This window comes from Phycicoccus sp. Soil802 (assembly GCF_001429605.1).
Lineage (GTDB): Bacteria > Actinomycetota > Actinomycetes > Actinomycetales > Dermatophilaceae > Pedococcus.
This window is the reverse complement of record NZ_LMSS01000003.1, coordinates 95,372-111,657: the sequence shown is the minus strand read 5'-3', so window position 1 is coordinate 111,657 and position 16,286 is coordinate 95,372. Positions and strand designations below refer to the sequence as shown.

The 16,286-nt window shown below is 71.6% G+C and carries 18 protein-coding genes; 10 read left to right on the top strand and 8 right to left on the bottom strand.

The annotated features are described in order from the left end of the window. Position 1: 1 nt before the first annotated feature. From ASG91_RS07070 to ASG91_RS07050, 5 genes are read right to left on the bottom strand one after another with little or no spacing between them, the layout of a single operon-like run. Positions 2-1,429 (bottom strand): aldehyde dehydrogenase family protein, encoded by a 1,428-nt coding sequence (locus ASG91_RS07070; RefSeq protein ID WP_056921942.1) that lies wholly within the window; start codon positions 1,427-1,429, stop codon positions 2-4. Next, positions 1,426-1,860 (bottom strand): cupin domain-containing protein, encoded by a 435-nt coding sequence (locus tag ASG91_RS07065; protein ID WP_056921941.1) that lies wholly within the window; start codon positions 1,858-1,860, stop codon positions 1,426-1,428. The genes ASG91_RS07070 and ASG91_RS07065 overlap by 4 nt, the downstream gene beginning before the upstream one ends. Beyond that, complete coding sequence (locus ASG91_RS07060) at positions 1,853-2,959, bottom strand: isocitrate/isopropylmalate dehydrogenase family protein (protein WP_056921940.1); 1,107 nt, start codon at positions 2,957-2,959, stop codon at positions 1,853-1,855. The genes ASG91_RS07065 and ASG91_RS07060 overlap by 8 nt, the downstream gene beginning before the upstream one ends. Next, the gene (locus tag ASG91_RS07055; RefSeq protein WP_056921939.1) at positions 2,956-3,270 is read right to left on the bottom strand and encodes a putative quinol monooxygenase; all 315 of its coding nucleotides are present in this window, start codon (positions 3,268-3,270) and stop codon (positions 2,956-2,958) included. Before ASG91_RS07055 ends, ASG91_RS07060 begins: the two co-directional genes overlap by 4 nt. Beyond that, entirely contained in the window at positions 3,267-4,337 is a 1,071-nt protein-coding gene (locus ASG91_RS07050) for an Ldh family oxidoreductase (RefSeq protein ID WP_056921938.1), read from the bottom strand. The genes ASG91_RS07055 and ASG91_RS07050 overlap by 4 nt, the downstream gene beginning before the upstream one ends. An 88-nt stretch (positions 4,338-4,425) precedes the next feature. Between ASG91_RS07050 and ASG91_RS07045 the strand changes: the two genes are divergently transcribed. After that, the gene (locus tag ASG91_RS07045; RefSeq protein ID WP_056921937.1) at positions 4,426-5,091 is read left to right on the top strand and encodes a GntR family transcriptional regulator; all 666 of its coding nucleotides are present in this window, start codon (positions 4,426-4,428) and stop codon (positions 5,089-5,091) included. 25 nt (positions 5,092-5,116) lie between these two features. Here the strand turns inward: ASG91_RS07045 and ASG91_RS07040 are convergent, their stop codons facing one another. Then, on the bottom strand, positions 5,117-5,794 hold the full coding sequence (locus ASG91_RS07040; protein WP_200961253.1) for a response regulator: 678 nt from the start codon (positions 5,792-5,794) through the stop codon (positions 5,117-5,119). Next, a complete protein-coding gene (locus ASG91_RS07035; protein WP_371262034.1) occupies positions 5,791-7,425 on the bottom strand; it encodes an ATP-binding protein in 1,635 nt (544 codons plus the stop codon). The genes ASG91_RS07040 and ASG91_RS07035 overlap by 4 nt, the downstream gene beginning before the upstream one ends. A 145-nt stretch (positions 7,426-7,570) precedes the next feature. Between ASG91_RS07035 and ASG91_RS07030 the strand changes: the two genes are divergently transcribed. Genes ASG91_RS07030 through ASG91_RS07000 form a run of 7 tightly spaced genes read left to right on the top strand, consistent with a single transcriptional unit; the run spans position 7,571 to position 13,120 of the window. Then, positions 7,571-8,575 (top strand): tripartite tricarboxylate transporter substrate binding protein, encoded by a 1,005-nt coding sequence (locus ASG91_RS07030; protein WP_056921935.1) that lies wholly within the window; start codon positions 7,571-7,573, stop codon positions 8,573-8,575. Then, positions 8,575-9,087, top strand: coding sequence for a tripartite tricarboxylate transporter TctB family protein (locus ASG91_RS07025; RefSeq protein ID WP_056921934.1), 513 nt, complete (start codon positions 8,575-8,577; stop codon positions 9,085-9,087). Before ASG91_RS07030 ends, ASG91_RS07025 begins: the two co-directional genes overlap by 1 nt. After that, positions 9,087-10,649, top strand: a complete 1,563-nt coding sequence (locus ASG91_RS07020; protein ID WP_082592258.1) for a tripartite tricarboxylate transporter permease — start codon at positions 9,087-9,089, stop codon at positions 10,647-10,649. The genes ASG91_RS07025 and ASG91_RS07020 overlap by 1 nt, the downstream gene beginning before the upstream one ends. 2 nt (positions 10,650-10,651) lie before the next feature. Beyond that, positions 10,652-11,050 (top strand): universal stress protein, encoded by a 399-nt coding sequence (locus tag ASG91_RS07015; RefSeq protein ID WP_056921933.1) that lies wholly within the window; start codon positions 10,652-10,654, stop codon positions 11,048-11,050. A gap of 10 nt (positions 11,051-11,060) precedes the next feature. Then, positions 11,061-11,534, top strand: a complete 474-nt coding sequence (rraA, locus tag ASG91_RS07010) for a ribonuclease E activity regulator RraA (RefSeq protein WP_056921932.1) — start codon at positions 11,061-11,063, stop codon at positions 11,532-11,534. A 44-nt stretch (positions 11,535-11,578) separates the two neighbouring features. Then, positions 11,579-12,340: an IclR family transcriptional regulator gene (locus ASG91_RS07005; RefSeq protein WP_056921931.1), complete on the top strand. Its 762-nt coding sequence runs from the start codon at positions 11,579-11,581 to the stop codon at positions 12,338-12,340. A gap of 54 nt (positions 12,341-12,394) precedes the next feature. Then, positions 12,395-13,120, top strand: coding sequence for a D-alanyl-D-alanine carboxypeptidase family protein (locus tag ASG91_RS07000; protein WP_056921930.1), 726 nt, complete (start codon positions 12,395-12,397; stop codon positions 13,118-13,120). Positions 13,121-13,150: 30 nt separating this feature from the next. On the opposite strand, the gene ASG91_RS06995 is transcribed toward ASG91_RS07000, so the two are convergent. Continuing rightward, positions 13,151-14,614, bottom strand: coding sequence for a PhoX family phosphatase (locus ASG91_RS06995; protein WP_056921929.1), 1,464 nt, complete (start codon positions 14,612-14,614; stop codon positions 13,151-13,153). Between the two features lie 100 nt (positions 14,615-14,714). Between ASG91_RS06995 and ASG91_RS06990 the strand changes: the two genes are divergently transcribed. Together ASG91_RS06990 and ASG91_RS06985 are read left to right on the top strand one after the other, a co-directional pair. Then, complete coding sequence (locus tag ASG91_RS06990) at positions 14,715-15,299, top strand: molybdenum cofactor guanylyltransferase (protein WP_162257513.1); 585 nt, start codon at positions 14,715-14,717, stop codon at positions 15,297-15,299. Beyond that, positions 15,296-16,285 carry an NAD(P)H-quinone oxidoreductase gene (locus ASG91_RS06985; RefSeq protein ID WP_056921927.1) on the top strand — a complete coding sequence of 330 codons (990 nt, stop codon included), beginning with the start codon at positions 15,296-15,298 and terminating at the stop codon, positions 16,283-16,285. The genes ASG91_RS06990 and ASG91_RS06985 overlap by 4 nt, the downstream gene beginning before the upstream one ends. The last annotated feature ends 1 nt before the right edge of the window (position 16,286 follow it).

Sequence of the window (16,286 nt, the reverse complement as noted above, 5' to 3'; positions counted from 1 at the left end):
GTCAGGCGGACACCCAGTAGGTGCGCTGGTTGGTGAACTCGAGGATGCCGGCCTCGGCGAGCTCGCGACCGTAGCCGCTGCGCTTCGTGCCACCGAAGGGCACCCTCGGGTCGGAGGCGACGACCGCGTTGACGAAGGCAGCTCCGGAGGTGACCCTGCGGGCGACCCCCAGGGCCCGCTCGGTGGACCGGCTCCAGACGCTGAGCCCCAGCCCGTACGGCGTCGCGTTGGCCAGCCGGACGGCTTCGTCCTCGTCGGCGGCCACGGCGATCGCCGCGACCGGGCCGAAGGTCTCCTCGTCGAAGGCCGGCATGCCGGGTCCGGTGTCGAGCAGGACGGTCGGCTCGTAGAAGGACCCGGGGCCGTCGATGCTGTGCCCGCCGGCCGCCAGCGTGGCTCCGGCCGCGACCGACTGGTCGACCTGCCGCTGGAGGGCGGCGCGCAGGTCGCCGCGCGCGAGCGGTCCCACGCTGGTGGCCGGGTCGGTCGGGTCGCCGACGGACAGGGCTTCGACGCCCTCGAGGAACAGCCTGGTGAACTCCTCAGCCACGGGCGCCTCGACGACGAACCGCTTGGCACAGACACAGCTCTGGCCGGAGTTCGTGAAGCGGGCCCCCACGGCAGCCGCCGCGGCGGCCGGGACATCCGCGTCGGAGAGGACCACGAACGCGTCGGACCCGCCGAGCTCCAGGACCGACCGCTTGGACGCGCGACCTGCGGCAGCGCCGACCATCTCACCGGCCCGGTTGCTGCCGGTGAGGGTGACGGCGGCGACCCGGTCGTCGGCGATCAGCCCGCCGACGGTGTCGGGCACGTCGTCCTCGACCAGGACCAGGGCCGTCACGAGGTGGGCGGGGAAGCCGACCCGCTCGAACGCCTCGGCCAGGGCCAAGGCCGTCCCGGTGACGTTGGGCGAGTGCTTCAGCAGCACACCGTTGCCGGCCGCCAGGGTGGGGATCGCGAACCGCATCACCTGCCAGACCGGGAAGTTCCACGGCATCACGGCCAGCACGAGACCCAGGGGCTCGGGCGTGACGAAAGCGGAAACCCCTGCGGGAGAGTCGATCTCGACCTCTCGCGGAGCCAGGATCGTCGCGGCCCTCGCAGCGTAGTAGTCGGCGGTGACCGCCGACTTCTCGACCTCTCCCCGCGCCTGCGCCAAGGGCTTGCCCATCTCCGCGGTGACCAGGGCGGCATACCGCTCGGCGTCGGCGCGCAGGTGGGCGGCGAACCGGGTGAGCAGCGCCGCGCGGTCGGCGACGGGGACCCGGCCCCAGCCGCGGGCCGCGTCGGCACCGAGCGCGACAGCCTGCTCGACCTCGGCGGGACCCATCGACGGATAGCTCGCCAGCGTGGTCCCGTCGGCGGGGTTGGTGGTCGTGACCGTGCTGGTCGAGACCGTGCCGGTGGTGGTGACGTCGGCGCTCACGGGGTGCTCAACCCCCCACGGTCGCTCTCCGAGAGGTGCTCGAAGGTCTCTCCCGTCGCGGTGATCGTGCGGGTCACGTCGCGGCCGCCGTAGACCCAGTAGATCCGCATGACGCCCTCCCCGCGGTTGTAGAACCGGTGCGGGATGCCAGCCGGCACCCAGGTCGCCTCGCCGGCCTCGAGGTCGAAACGCTCCTCGCCGATCTCGGCAACCGCCTCGCCCTCGAGGACGAGCACCGACTCCTCGACGTTGTGGCTGTGCAGAGGCAGGCCGGTGCCGGGCTGGAACTGCGTCTGACCGGTCGTGACCCGGTTGGTCTCGCAGTTCCACTTCCCGACGTACGGGATCGTGACGACGCCGTTGCCGCGGTCGAACGGACGGACCGCGTCGGGTCGGATCAGCAGGTTGGGGGCGAGCGGCTGGTCAGCCACGGGAGACCTCCTGGGTCGGTGCCATCTGGGTCGGCGTCATGTGGGTCAGTGCGTCGATGAGGGCGCGGGTGAAGTCGGCGGTGCCGAGGGAGCCGCCGAGGTCGCGGGTGCGGGTGGCGGGGTCGGCGACGACGGAGGTGACGGCGCGGTCGAGGTGGTCCCACGCGCCGCGCAGCTCGGGCCTCCCGGAGCGGGCACCGTGCCAGTCGAGCAGCATGCCCGCCGAGAGGATCAGTGAGACCGGGTTGGCGATCCCCTGCCCGGCGATGTCGGGGGCCGACCCGTGCTGGGCCTGCGCGACACAGATCCCGTCGCCGGCGTTGACCGCCCCACCGAGGCCCAGGCTGCCGCACAGCTCGGAGGCCTCGTCGCTGAGGATGTCGCCGAACATGTTGGTGGTCACCACGACGTCGAACGACCCGGGGTCGCGGATCAGCCTGGCGGCAGCCGCGTCGACGATCAGCTCACGGAGCTCGACGTCGGGGAACTCCTCGGCGACCTCGCGGACGCACCGCAGGAACAGGCCGTCCGACAGCTTGAGGACGTTGGCCTTGTGCACCGCGGTGACGTGTCGGCGCCGGGAGCGGGCCAGCGTGAACGCGGTCCTGGCCACCCGTCGGGACGCCTGTGCCGTGACCTTGCGGATCGAGAACGCCGAGTCCTCGTCGGGCATGAACTCGCCGCTACCGGCATACATGTTGCGGTCGGCGTAGAACCCCTCGGTGTTCTCCCTGACGATCACGAGGTCCATCGGGGTGCGCAGCACGCTCAACCCGTCCACGGAGCGGCAGGGGCGGATGTTGGAGTGCAGCGCGAACCGCGTCCGCAGCTCGGCGGACGGGTTGATCCCGCCCTGGTCGCGGGCCGGGTAGTCGTAGTGCGAGACCGGGCCGAGGACGGTGCCGTCGACCTCGGTCACCCTGGCCACCACGTCGTCGGGCAGGGTCGTGCCGACGGCCGCCAGGGAGGCCAGCCCGATGTCGCGCTGCTCGAGCTCGAGGCCGAGCCCGAGCTGGTCGTCGAGCGCCCCGAGCACCGCGACCGTGGCGTCGGTGATCTCCGGACCGATGCCGTCACCGGGCAGGACGAGGAGCTTCACGACTCCCCCTGCGAGTGGTGGAACCGGTGCGCGGCAAGGGTGTTCACCTGGCTGCCCGGCACGACGCACCGGTCGGCAGCAGCCCGCCACTGCGCGAAGTGCGGAGCGGCGCGGTGGGCGGTGACGGCCTCCTCGTCGGCGTAGAGCTCGTAGAACACGAAGTGGTGGTCGTCGGCCAGGTCCTGCACCACGTCGAAGTAGAGGCAGCCCGGCTCGTCGGTGAACGACCGCTCGGCATTGGTGGCGATGGCCTCGGAGAACTCGTCGAGGCGGCCGGGGACGACGTCGAGGGAGACGACGAGGGCGATCATGCGAGGACCTCCGGTCCAGTCGGGGTGAGCGGGGCAGGCAGGGCGACGCGGGCCTCCCGGCCGAGCGTCGCCAGCGCGTCCCGCGTGGTGGCAGCCAGGGGTATGCCGTGTGCGGCCAACCGCGCTCGGGTGCGGTCCTCGAGCTCGCCGGGGACGAGGATCTCGTCCGCCCAGGCGGCGAGCTCACCCCCGCGGGTCTGGTCGACCAGGGCCTCGATGCGGGCCGAGAACTCGGCCGCGTCGGACACGGCGGAGACGTCGATGGTGATGAGCAGGTGGCCGGCCCCGCTGCGGCGGTCGGGGTCGTAGGGACCGGCGACCCCGTCACCGAAGGAGCTGCCCGTGAGCACGCCCGCGAGGACGTCCATCATGAACGAGATGACGTAGCCCTTGGGTCCGGCCATCGGCAGGATCAGGCCGGCGATGGCCTCGGCGGGGTCGGTGGTCGGGGTCCCGTCTGCAGTGGCCGCCCAGCCCTCGGGGATCGCCTCGCCGCGCTCGGCCGCGAGGTAGACCTTGCCGCGGGCGACGGCCGTGTTGGCGAGGTCCATCACGACCACGCCGTGGCGGCCGGCCGGGGCGGCGATGGACCAGGGGTTGGTGCCGATCGCCTTGACCTGGCCGCCCCAGGGGGCCATGGCAGGACTGGCGTTGGTGATCAGAAGGGCGATGCAACCCGCCTCGGCGGCCTGGCGGGTGAAGTACGCGGCGGTGCCGAAGTGACCGGAGTTGCGGATGGCCACCCCGCTGATGCCATGGACGCGGGCGCGATCGATCCCGAGCTCGACCGCCCGCTGGGTCAGCACCTGGCCGATGCCGTGGCCCCCCTCGAGCACCACTACCGCGCCACCGTCGCGGACCACCTCGGCTGCGGTGGTGCGCTCCATCGCCCCGGACCGCAGGCGGGTGACGTACCAGGGCAGCCGGAGCATGCCGTGCGAGGCGTGACCCCACAGCTCGGCCGTGACGAGCGAGTCGGCCAGCAGGGCGGCGTCGGCCTCGGGGACTCCCTCCGCGACCAGCACGTCCGTGGCGAACCGCGACAGGTCGCTCGCTGCGAAGTCCACTCGTCCTCCTCGGTTCGGCTGTGCAAGACTGAGGAGAGGAAAGCATACTTGTATACAAGTATGCAACTAGATCGAGAACGGAGACCAGATGGTGGACCGCCCGCGCCGGGCGTCCGGCGGACAGCTCGTCTACACCGAGCTGCGCCGGCAGATCCTCGACCTCGAGCTCAAGCCGGGGCAGCGCCTGTTCGAGCCCGAGCTCGCCACCCGCATGCAGGTCAGCCGCACCCCCCTGAGGGAGGCGCTGCGGCTGCTGCTCGCCGAGGACCTGCTCGACCAGCTCCCGACCGGAGGCATGGTGGTCCGTCCGCTGAGCGCCCGCGAGATCGAGGAGCTCTACTCGGTGCGGGCCTCCCTGGAGGGGCTGATGACGGCCGAGGCCGCGAGTCGGCTCGATGACGACGGCGTCGCCACCCTGCGCGGCCTGGTCGAGCGCAACGCCGCGCTGGTCGACCTGCCGACCGACGCGATGAACGCCGGCCACGACTTCCACCTGACCATCGGCGACATCGCCGGGCACGGGTGGGCGTCCAGGCTGCACGCCCAGGTCGACGGCCAGATGGCTCGCTACCGCGCCTTCACCAACCAGTCGCAGGAGCGTCGCACCGCCGCCCTGGCCGAGCACCGCCAGATCCTCGAGGCCCTGGTGACGCGCGACCCGGAGCGGGCTCGCGCACTCGCCGAGGCACACGTCCTCGCGGCCCGCGACACCGCGCTCAACGCCATCGCGGACCGGCTCGACCGGTCCGACTGACGCTGGATCCTTGGCAAAACGGCGTTCAGCGCAGCCGGTAGCGCCGCTCAGGCCGACCCGCGGCGCCGTAGCGCGGCCGCATCTCGGCCCGGCCCACCGACACCAGGTGCTCGAGGTAGCGCCGGGTGCTGCTGCGTGACAGCCCGGTGGACTCGGCGCACTCGGTGGCGGAGAGACCGTCCTCGTCGGCCGCCTCGAGCGCCTGCAGCACGAGGTCGGTGGTCTCCGGGCTGATGCCCTTGGGCAGGCCTACCCCGGACCGGACGACGGCCCCGGCCCGGAACACCCGGTCCACGTCTTCCTGACCCACCTCGGTGAGGTCATCCAGCTCGGCCCGGTGCACGGCATACTCACGCAGTCTTTGCTGGAGCGACTCGATCTCGAAGGGCTTCACGAGGTAGTGGAAAACGCCGCCGCGCAAGGCGGTTCGCAGTGTGTCGAGGTCGCGGGCGGCACTGATGACGATCACGTCCAGGTCCTCGCTGCCGCCCTCCCGCAACCGACGCAGCACCTCCAGTCCGGTCATGTCCGGGAGGTAGATGTCGAGCAGCACGAGGTCGGGCCGGGTGGCCTCGACCGCCCGCAGGGCGTCCTTGCCGGTGCTGGCGATGCCGGCGACCTCGAAGCCCTCCTCACGGGCGACGACGCTGGAGTGCAGGCGCGCCACCATGAAGTCGTCGTCGACGACGAGCACCGAGATCACGAGACGCCCTGACCGAGCAGCACCGGCAGGGTCGCCACGAAGACCGCACCCTCGTCGTTGCCGACCACGATGTCGCCGCCACGGTTGCGGCAGATCACGCGGACGATCGCGAGGCCGATCCCGCGCTCCTGGGCAGTGGCCGTCGACTTGGTGGTGAAGCCGCGGTCGAAGACCATCTCGCCGATCGTCGAGTCGACGCCCGGGCCGCTGTCCCGCACCGTCACGGTGACGGCCTCCCCGGTGTGCGCCAGCGCCACCCGCACGGTGGGCGAGTCACTGCCCGCCGCAGCGTCGAAGGCGTTGTCGATGAGGTTCCCCATCACGGTGTTGACGTCGGCCGCGAGCGCGTCGTCGAGCTGGGGCACGTCGCTGGACGGGTCGACGACGAGGTCCACCCCGCGCTCCGTCGCCTGACTCGCCTTGGCGATGAGCAGCGCTGCGACGGCCGGATCCTGCACCCGCGTCACGACATTCGTGGTCAGGGTCGTGGAGTCGTCAGTGATCTGGCGGACGTAGTTGCGCACACCGTCGTACTCCTCCAGCGCGATCAGCCCGCTGACGACGTGCATCCGGTTGCTGAACTCGTGGGCCTGCGCGCGCAGCGTGTCGGTGGTGCTCTTGGTGAGGTCGAGCTCGCGCTGCAGCTCGAGCATCTCGGTGCGGTCGCGCATCGTGGCCACCCAGCCGATGTGTCGCCCGCGGCTGCGGACCGGCATCCGGTTGACGGTCAGCACCCGGCCGCGCACGGGCATGACGTGGTCGGTGAGCTCGACCGCCTCGGTGAAGATCAGCGCAGCCCGTCCGGTGGCGTCGACCTCCTGGAGCGTGCGGCCCCCGGAGGTGAGGGGTATGCCGAGCAGGTGCGCCGCCTCGTCGTTGACCATCGTGATCCGGTGGTCGAGGTCGACGGCCAGGACGCCCTCCTTGATGCCGTGGAGCAGGGCCTCGCGCTGCTCGACCAGTCCGGCGATCTCACGCGGCTCGAGGCCGAGGGTCTGGCGCTTGACGCGACGGGCCAGCAGGAGCGACCCGGCGACGCCGAGCAGGCTCGCGATCCCCAGGTAGGTCAACAGGTTCGGCACCGCAGCAGCGAGGTTGTCGAGGACGGAGGGGTAGGCCCGCACGACGGCCACCACGCCATCGGTCTCGCGGTTGTCGACGTTGATGATCGGCGCCATGGCGAAGGCCGCACCGGTGCCCTGCTCGGTCCCCACCCACGACCGTCCGTCGAAGGCATCGGTCTCCTGGAGGTAGAGCGGGGCCCGCGGCAGCGCGTCGCTCGAAGCGATCACCCGTCGGTCACGAAGCGCCAGGAGCACCGTGGTCGAGCTGGAGAAGGTGCGGCCCGACTCCACCACCGACGTGGCCTGGCCCAGGTACTCCCGGCCACCCGACGCGGCTGCCTCGCGCACCCCCGCAGTCACGGCAAGACGCTCCGCGATCGCCAGCGCGCGACGGCCTTCGGTGTCGCGTGCCCTGGCGTCGGACTGCGCGAGCGAGACCGCGGCCACCCCCACGAGGACGACGCAGACGATCCCGAGCTGCATCGCGAGCATGCGGCTGGCCAGCGTCCAGCGACGCTGCCACGGCCAGCGTCGAGCCGCCAGCCGGGCGCGCCATCGAACCTCCACACCCTGATTGTGTCGGGGCGGCCGCCGTCGGGCCAGCAGCCCGTGAGCACAAAGGACGAAACAGAGTTTGCGCACCTAACCGTGACAGCAGGCCCACAGCCGGGCACCGTGTGCCACGAACACCCCTCAGACAAAGGAGTCTCCCGTGCGTGTACGGACCCCCATCAAGATCGTGGCAGCCGCCACGGTCGCCGGTCTCGCCCTCAGCGCCTGTGGCGTGAGCGGCGACGACGCGTCGTCCGACGCCAGCAGCTCTTCCGGACCCGTCAAGGGTCTGCGGATCCTCGTCCCCAACTCCCCCGGCAGCGGCTACGACACGACGGCCCGCCTCGCGGCCAAGGCCATGCAGGACGCCAAGCTCGCCGAGAGCATCGAGGTGTTCAACTCCGCCGGTGCGGGTGGCACGGTCGGGCTGCAGCGGCTCGTCAACGAAAAGGGCAACGACGACATCCTCATGCAGATGGGGCTCGGCGTCGTCGGGGCCGTCTACACGAACAAGTCGAAGGCCACCCTCAACGACACCGTCCCGATCGCCAAGCTGATCGAGGAGTCGGAGGCCATCGTCGTGCCGAAGGGCTCCCCCTACGACACCCTCGACAAGCTCGTCGCCGCCTGGAAGGCCAACCCGGGCAAGCTGCCCGTGGGCGGCGCCTCCAACCCCGGCGGCCCGGACCACCTCACCCCGATGCTGCTCGCGAAGGCCGTGGGCGTCACGCCCAAGGACGTGAACTACGTCGCGTACGACGGTGGCGGCGAGCTGCTCACCGGCGTGCTCGGCAAGAAGGTGGCGTTCGCAGCCACCGGCATCGGCGAGGTCGCCGAGCAGGCCAAGTCGGGTGACGTGAAGATCCTCGCCGTGACCAGCGCGGAGCCGGTGGAGGGCGTGGACGCCCCGACGCTGAAGAGCCTCGGTGTCGACCTCGAGTTCACCAACTGGCGCGGGATCGTCGGCCCTCCCGGGCTCAGCGAGGCCAAGACGAAGCAGTACGTCGACCTCGTGACCGCCATGCACGGTAGCCAGCAGTGGAAGGACACCCTGGCCAAGCAGGGCTGGACCGACGCGTTCCAGACCGGTGACGAGTTCAAGACCTTCCTCACCGCCCAGAACGAGAGCGTCTCCAGCATCCTCAAGGAACTGGGCCTGGCCTGATGTCTTCCACGCCAACGGCAACGGCCACGCAGAAGGAGGGCCGCTCCGAGTACGGGGTGGCCCTCCTCCTGCTGGTCCTCGGCGGCTGGGCCATCGTCGACGGCCTGAGCCTCACCGACACGGCCTCACGCGGGCCGGTCAGCGCCAAGACCATGCCGATCGTCGTCGGCGTGCTCCTGGTCGCGATGGCCGTGCTGCTCGTGATCGACCTGGCGCGCGGTGGACGCGGAGAGGCGGAGGGCGGCGAGGACGTCGACCTCTCGCACGGCAGCGACTGGCGCACCATCGGACTCCTGGTCGGGGCGTTCGTGGCCAATGCGCTGCTCATCGAGCGCGTGGGCTGGCCGATCTCAGGCGCGATCCTGTTCTTCGGGACGACCTTCGCCCTCGGCGCTCGGCACTACGTGCGGATGGCCCTGATCTCGATCCTGCTGTCCGTGGGGTCCTGGTACCTGTTCTTCCTCGGGTTGGACATCAAGCTCCCCGTCGGCCTGCTGAAGGGAATTCTGTGATGGACGGCATCAACGCCCTCATCGACGGTTTCGGCACCGCCCTCACGCCGGTGAACCTGCTCTACGCCGTGATCGGCGTCGTGCTCGGTACCGCCATCGGTGTGCTGCCCGGCATCGGCCCGGCCATGACCATCGCCCTGCTCCTGCCGCTGACCTTGCGCCTCGAGGCGACCCAGGCGTTCATCATGTTCGCCGGCATCTACTACGGCGGCATGTACGGCGGCTCGACCACCTCGATCCTGCTCAACACCCCCGGCGAGAGCGCGTCGGTCATCACCGCCATCGAGGGCAACAAGATGGCCAAGAGGGGTCGCGGAGCGGCAGCCCTCGCCACGGCTGCCATCGGGTCCTTCATCGCCGGCACGATCGGCACGCTCGGCCTGGCCCTGCTGGCGCCGGAGATCGTCAAGCTGGCGATCAAGCTCGGGGCCCCGGACAAGTTCGCCATCATGCTGTTGGCCTTCATCGCGGTCACCACCGTGCTGGGGTCGTCCAAGATCCGCGGGCTCGCCTCGCTGGGCATCGGCCTGCTCATCGGCACCATCGGGATCGACCGGTCCGCCGGCGGTCAGCAGCGACTCACCCTCGGCATCCCGCAGCTGGCCGACGGCATCGACGTCGTCGTCGTGGCGGTCGGGCTGTTCGCCGTCGGCGAGGCACTGTGGGTCGCGGCCCACCTGCGTCGCGGACACGCCGAGGTCGTGAAGGTCGACGGCGCCCGGATGGGCCGGGAGGACTGGCGCCGCTCCTGGAAGCCGTGGCTGCGGGGCACCGCGATCGGCTTCCCGTTCGGCGCGATCCCCGCCGGTGGCGCAGAGATCCCGACGTTCCTGTCCTACGCGCTGGAGCGCAAGCTCAGCAAGCACCCCGAGGAGTTCGGCCACGGCGCCATCGAGGGCGTCGCGGGCCCTGAGGCGACCAACAACGCCTCTGCGGCTGGTGGGCTCGTCCCGCTGCTGACCCTCGGCATCCCGACGACCGCGACCGCTGCCGTCATGCTGGGCGCCTTCCAGAGCTACGGCATCGACCCGGGTCCGCGGCTGCTGAGCGACCACGCGGACCTGGTGTGGGCGCTCATCGCGTCCCTGTTCATCGGCAACACCATCCTGCTCGCGCTCAACCTGCCCCTGGCGACCGTCTGGGCCAAGCTGCTGAACATCCCCCGCCCCTACCTCTACTCGGGCATCCTGTTCTTCGCCAGCATCGGCGCCTACGCCACGAACACGTCGGCCTTCGACCTGTGGCTGTTGCTGATCATCGGCATCCTCGGGTTCTTCATGCGCCGGTACGGCCTCCCCGTGGTGCCCGCGATCATCGGCATCATCCTCGGACCGGTCGCGGAGTACCAGCTGCGCCAGGCCCTGCAGATCAGCGACGGCCAGCTCTCCGGGCTCGTCAACACGCCGTTCTCGGTGACGGTCTACGTCATCGCGGTCATCCTGGTCGTGGCGCCGGTGGTCATCGACCGCATCCGCTCCAGCCGGGCCGGGGACGGCGACGGCGACGGCACGCACCACGTGCCGCACCTGACCCCCCAGTCCGCCAACCAGGAAGGTCAGTGACCATGGCGATCGTCGTGGGCTACGTGCCCCGCCCAGAGGGTCAAGCGGCCCTCGACCGCGCGATCGAGGAGGCCACCCTGCGGGGCACCCGCCTCGTGGTGCTCAACGTCAGTCGCGGCGACGCACTCGTCGACCCGCGGTACGCCTCGGCGGCCGACTGGGACGCGGTCAAGGCCAAGCTGGACGCGTCGGGGGTGGAGCACGAGGTCGCCCAGGCGATCGAGGCCCGCGACCCGGCCGACCAGCTGCTCCGGGTTGCGGAGGAGACGAACGCCGAGCTGATCGTCATAGGCCTGCGACGTCGCACGCCGGTGGGCAAGCTGATCATGGGCAGCGCCGCCCAGACCGTGCTGCTCGAGGCCGAGGCACCCGTGCTCGCGGTCAAGGCCCCCAAGGAGTGACGGCCAGCTGATGGGCACGGTGTCGACGGCCGACCTCTACGACGAGCGGGGCGAGGAGCTCCAGTCCTGCTCCCTCCAGCTCCGGCACTACGGGGGCCACCTCTCGTTCGAGGGCGAGCTCACGACGATCCGCTGCCACCGTGACAACGCGATGGTCAAGGCCACCCTGGCCGAGCCGGGTGCCGGGCGCGTGCTGGTCGTCGACGGTGGCGCCTCGCTCGAGTCGGCCCTGATGGGTGACCTCATCGCCGCCAGCGCGGTCGCCCACGAGTGGGCCGGCGTCGTGATCCGTGGCGCGGTGCGCGACGTCGCCGCCCTGCGCGAGCTGCCCCTGGGCGTGCTCGCGCTGGGCTCGAACCCGCGCAAAAGCGCCAAGGACGGGGTCGGCGAGCGCGACGTCGTCGTCAGCTTCGGAGGCGTCGACTTCGCGCCGGGGCAGCGGTTGTTCGCCGACGAGGACGGGGTGCTGGTCACCCGCGCCTGACGGCACTGCATACCGCACCGTCTCGCACCTGAGACACTGCGGAGGTGGCCAACGCACCCGCCGCCCGGCACGCCCTGACCCTGCTCACCCTGCTGGCCCGGCACACCGAGCCGCTCCCCGCCGGCTCGATCGCGCGCGAGCTGGGCCTGCCCCGCTCGACGACGTACCACCTGCTCGCGGTGCTGAGGGACGCCGGCTTCGTCACGCACCTGGAGGAGGAGCGTCGCTACGGGCTGGGCGTGGCCGCCTTCGAGCTCGGCTCGGCCTACCAGCGGCAGGCGCCGCTGCAGCGCATCGCCCGGCCGCTGCTCGGGCGGCTGGTCGACCAGACCACCCACAACGCCCACCTCGCCGTCCTGCACGGCCGCGACGTCCTCTACGTCATCGAGGAGCGCGCCCCCGGACGCCCGCTGCTCGTCACCGACGTCGGCGTCCGGCTGCCGGCGACGCTGACCGCCAGTGGGCTGGCCATGCTCGCGCGGTTGCCGGCCGCGCAGGTACGGGCCCTCTTCCCGCACCGCGACGCCCTGGTCCAGCGCGACGGCCACGGGCCGACGTCGGTCAGCGAGCTGCGCCGCGAGCTGACCGCCGTCCGCACCCGCGGCTACGCCACCGAGGACGACTCGGTGAGTGCCGGCCTCTCCTCGGTGGCCCAGGCCGTCCTCGACCACACCGGCCACCCCGTCGCAGGCGTCGCCCTGACCTTCCCTCGCGACGGCGTCGACGAGACCGAGCGCGCCAGGCTCGTCGCCGCGGTGTCCCGTGCCGCCGCCACGCTGTCGGCCCGCATCGGCGGGGTCCACTGACTTCACCCGCTCGGCTGCCAGAATCGAGGCGACCGCGGCGACGGGGGTGAGGTCATGGGCACGACGACACACGTGTCGGCGGGGCGGCGACGCCGCCAGCGCCTCCGCCGCACCCTCCTCGTCACCGCGCTGCTCGTCGCGTCGGCCGCGACCGCCGGGTATGCCGCGTGGCACGGCGACGACGACGGCCACACCTCCGCGGCTGCCCGCCCATCGAGCAGCGCACCTGCCGGGGGTCGCTCCGCCAAGCAGGCGAAGCAGTCGTCCGCCAAGCCGACACCGAAGGTCCGGTCGACCAGCTCGGGTCCGAGCAACAAGGCAAAGGGCAGTGCTGCCAACGGCTTTCAGCCCGTGGTCACCGACCGCATCCCCACGCCGACCACCAGCCTCGCCCTGTCGGCGGCAGTCCCGGGCACGACGAACATGCAGGCACCTGCGGCTGCCGCCTTCACGCGCGCCTTCGCTGACGCCCGGGCCGACGGGCTGACCCCCGAGATCAGGTCGGCGTGGCGCAGCGAGCAGTGGCAGCAGATCCTGTTCGACCGCGCGGTCGCCCGGTACGGCTCACGCGCCGAGGCGTCGAAGTGGGTGCTCGCGCCGCTGAAGTCGGCCCACGTCAAGGGCTACGCCGTCGACGTCCACCCCCAGGCGGCGGCGACGTGGCTGCAGGCGCACGGCGCGGCCTACGGCATCTGTCGCACCTATGACAACGAGTGGTGGCACTTCGAGTACCTCGCCACCGCCAGCTGCCCGCCGCGGCAGCCCACCGCCGCCGGCTGACCCTCGCGGGCCGGCCGGCGGCGGCAGCGCTCAGACGCCGATCGTGTGCCACGGCCCCCAGATGGCGAAGGTGAGGCCGGCACTGGCCTGGATGTTGACGAACAACGTCGACTTGTCCGGGCTGAACGTCGAGCCCGCGAACTCGTCGTCGAACCGCGGCGTGCCGATGGCGTTGGCCGCCCGGTTGAGCGCGATGTCCCAGAGCTGGCCGCCCTTGTTCAGGCCGCGGATGTAGTTGTCCTGGTTGCTGTCCTCGCACACGACCAGGGTGCCGCGGTTGCTCACCGTGATGTTGTCGGGGAAGTCGAAGGTCTGCTTGCCCGGCGACTGGTAGACGAGGCGGAGCTTCTCCGACCGGGTGTCGTAGGCCCACACCTGGCCGAACCCGTTGCCGTACCCCGCGATGAGCTCGGGTCCGGTCTCGGCGTCGCCACCACCCTGCGTCGACGTGAAGTAGACGACGCCGTTGTCGTAGATCTGGCCCTCGAGCCGGGAGAAGCCGGCTGCGCCCAGGGCCCGACCCTGGTCGCCGACGGCCACCAGTGCGGAGTCGTTCGTCGGCAGCACGCCGCCTGGCCCGGGGGTGAAGGTCGGGTCGGGGTCGGCGATGTCCACCCACTCGACGTCGTAGACGGCGCCCTTGTCCTGGTGACCCTCGAGGTGGGCGTTCGGCTGGCCCTTGACGGCCAGCATCTGCAGGTGGCCGTCGTTGTCGAGGTGGCCGCTCTCCATCGGGTTGGTCCCCGGCGTGTAGCGGTAGAAGCCCGACGGGAAGGCGAAGTTGTCCTCGGTGAGGTAGAGCCGACCCTCACGCGGATCGAACGACACCGCCTCGTGGGCGAACCGACCCGCCTGGGTGATCGGCATCGCCGCCGAGCGGCCCGTGACCGGGACCTCGAAGACGTAGCCGTGCTTCTTCGCGAAACCCGCGTTCGAGGCTCCGGTGAAGTCCGGTCCGACGTCGGGACCGTTGACCGTCTCCTCGCAGGTCACCCAGGCGCCCCAGGGCATCTGCCCACCCGAGCAGTTGTTCGCGGTGCCGTTGATGGCGGTGTGCTCGCCGAGGACCTCGCCCTCGCCGGTGACGTCGACGTGCACACAGCCACCTCGAGCACCCGTGTCGTAGGTCCACGACCCCACCGCCCCGAACGGGGTCCCGCTGCCGGCGACCTCGTGGTTGCGGATCAGGGTCACGGCTCCGTCCGGTCCCTCGAAGGCCCCCATGCCGTCGTGCCGTCCGGGCATGGTCTTGCCGTCGACCAGCGGCGGCGGCACCGCCTGGGTGTCATGGAACGAGCGGTAGCTGAAGCCCTCGGGCAGGTGCAGCCGCACCTTGCCGTCGCGCAGGTCGGGCGTCGCGCGCAGGCCACGGAACGGCGCTGCACCGATCGCCGCGGCAGGGCCTGCCACCAGTCCGGCAAACGGCCCGGCCATCGCCACGCCTCCTGCCACCGCTGCGCTCCCCTTCAGAAACGTCCTTCTCTCGAGCGTCATCAGTTCTCCTTCGAGTGCGGTCGAATCTCGTCAACCTAGACCCGAGGCGCCCTCTCCCGGAACCCCCGCAGCACCCCCCTCGACCCACCAGAATGGGCTCGTGACCTCGGCAGACACCATTTCCCCAGCCCCGACCGCGGTGGTCCTGTGCGGGGGCACCGGACGGCGGTTCGGCGGCGACAAGACCCGGGCCGACCTCGCGGGCAGCTCCCTGCTCGACCACCTGGTCGACGGCCTCCCGGGCGACTGGCCGGTCGTCTGCGTCGGCGAGCCCAGACCCACACACCGACCCGTCACCTGGTGCCGCGAGGACCCACCCGGTGGCGGCCCGGTGGCCGCGATCGCGGCCGCGCTGGTGCTGCTCGACGGTCCCGTCCTCGTCCTGCTCGGTGGTGACATGCCGTATGCCGCGGGGCCCGCTCCCGAGCTCGTGGCCACCCTCGACCGGTCCCCCGAGCTCGACGCGGTGATCGGTCGCGACGGCGACGGACGCCTCCAACCGTTGCTCGCGGCATACCGGACCGCAGCGCTGCGCGCAGCGGTGCCACAGCCCGCAGCCGGCACCCCGCTGATGCGGCTGCTCGACCCGCTGAGCACGGTCACGGTGTCGGTCGGGGACCACGCCTCGTTGGACGTCGACACCGCCGCAGACCTCGACCGGGCCCGCCATAGGCTCGACCCGTGAAGGCGATCACCATCCCGGAGCCCGGCGACGCGTCCGCGCTCGTCCTGGCCGACGTCCCCGACCCCCAGCCCGCACCCGGGGAGGTGCGGGTCCGCGTCGCGGCGGCCGGCGTGAACCGCGCCGACGTGATGCAGCGGATGGGCTTCTATCCACCACCGGCGGGCGCCCCCGACTACCCCGGGCTGGAGGTCAGCGGCACCGTGGACGCCCTCGGCGACGGCGTCGACGGGTGGTCCGTGGGCGACGAGGTGTGCGCCCTGCTGTCGGGTGGCGGCTACGCCGAGCTCGTGTGCGTGCCGGCCGGGCAGCTCCTGCCCGTGCCGGCGGGGGTCTCGCTGGAGGACGCCGCTGCGCTCCCGGAGGTGGTCAGCACGGTGTGGTCCAACGTGTTCATGACGGCCAACCTGCTCCCGGGCCAGACCTTCCTCGTCCACGGTGGTTCGTCGGGCATCGGCACGATGGCCATCCAGCTGGCCCGCGAGGTGGGCGCGCGGGTCGCGGTGACAGCGGGTTCGGCCGCCAAGCTCGAGGCCTGTCGGGCCCTGGGTGCGGAGATCCTCGTCAACTACCGCGAGCAGGACTTCGTCGAGGAGGTGCGCTCGGCGACCGGTGGCGCGGGCGTCGACGTCATCCTCGACAACATGGGCGCGAAGTACCTCTCCCGCAACGTCGAGGCCCTCGCCGTCAACGGCCGACTGGTCGTCATCGGGCTGCAGGGCGGGGGCAAGGCGGAGGTCGACCTCGGCCTCATGCTGCGCAAGCGGGTCGCGGTCATCGCCACCTCGCTGCGGGCCCGGCCCGCCGACGAGAAGGCCGCCATCGTCGCGGCGGTCCGGGAGCACGTCTGGCCGCTCGTCGAGTCCGGCCGCGTCGTGCCGGTGGTGCACGGTCGCCACCTGCTCGCCGACGCGGGCGAGGCGCACCGCGAGCTCGAGGACAGCGGGCACATCGGCAAGATCCTGCTGACCACCTCTCTGGGAGACTGAC

Bases quoted from the DNA above. Each gene is read 5' to 3' on its own strand.
- ASG91_RS07055 (WP_056921939.1), bottom strand. From the start codon at position 3,270: ATGATCGCCCTCGTCGTCTCCCTCGACGTCGTCCCCGGCCGCCTCGAC.
- ASG91_RS07045 (WP_056921937.1), top strand. From the start codon at position 4,426: ATGGTGGACCGCCCGCGCCGGGCGTCCGGCGGACAGCTCGTCTACACC.
- ASG91_RS07025 (WP_056921934.1), top strand. From the start codon at position 8,575: ATGTCTTCCACGCCAACGGCAACGGCCACGCAGAAGGAGGGCCGCTCC.
- ASG91_RS07020 (WP_082592258.1), top strand. From the start codon at position 9,087: ATGGACGGCATCAACGCCCTCATCGACGGTTTCGGCACCGCCCTCACG.
- ASG91_RS07015 (WP_056921933.1), top strand. From the start codon at position 10,652: ATGGCGATCGTCGTGGGCTACGTGCCCCGCCCAGAGGGTCAAGCGGCC.
- rraA (WP_056921932.1), top strand. From the start codon at position 11,061: ATGGGCACGGTGTCGACGGCCGACCTCTACGACGAGCGGGGCGAGGAG.
- ASG91_RS07000 (WP_056921930.1), top strand. From the start codon at position 12,395: ATGGGCACGACGACACACGTGTCGGCGGGGCGGCGACGCCGCCAGCGC.
- ASG91_RS06995 (WP_056921929.1), bottom strand. From the start codon at position 14,614: ATGACGCTCGAGAGAAGGACGTTTCTGAAGGGGAGCGCAGCGGTGGCA.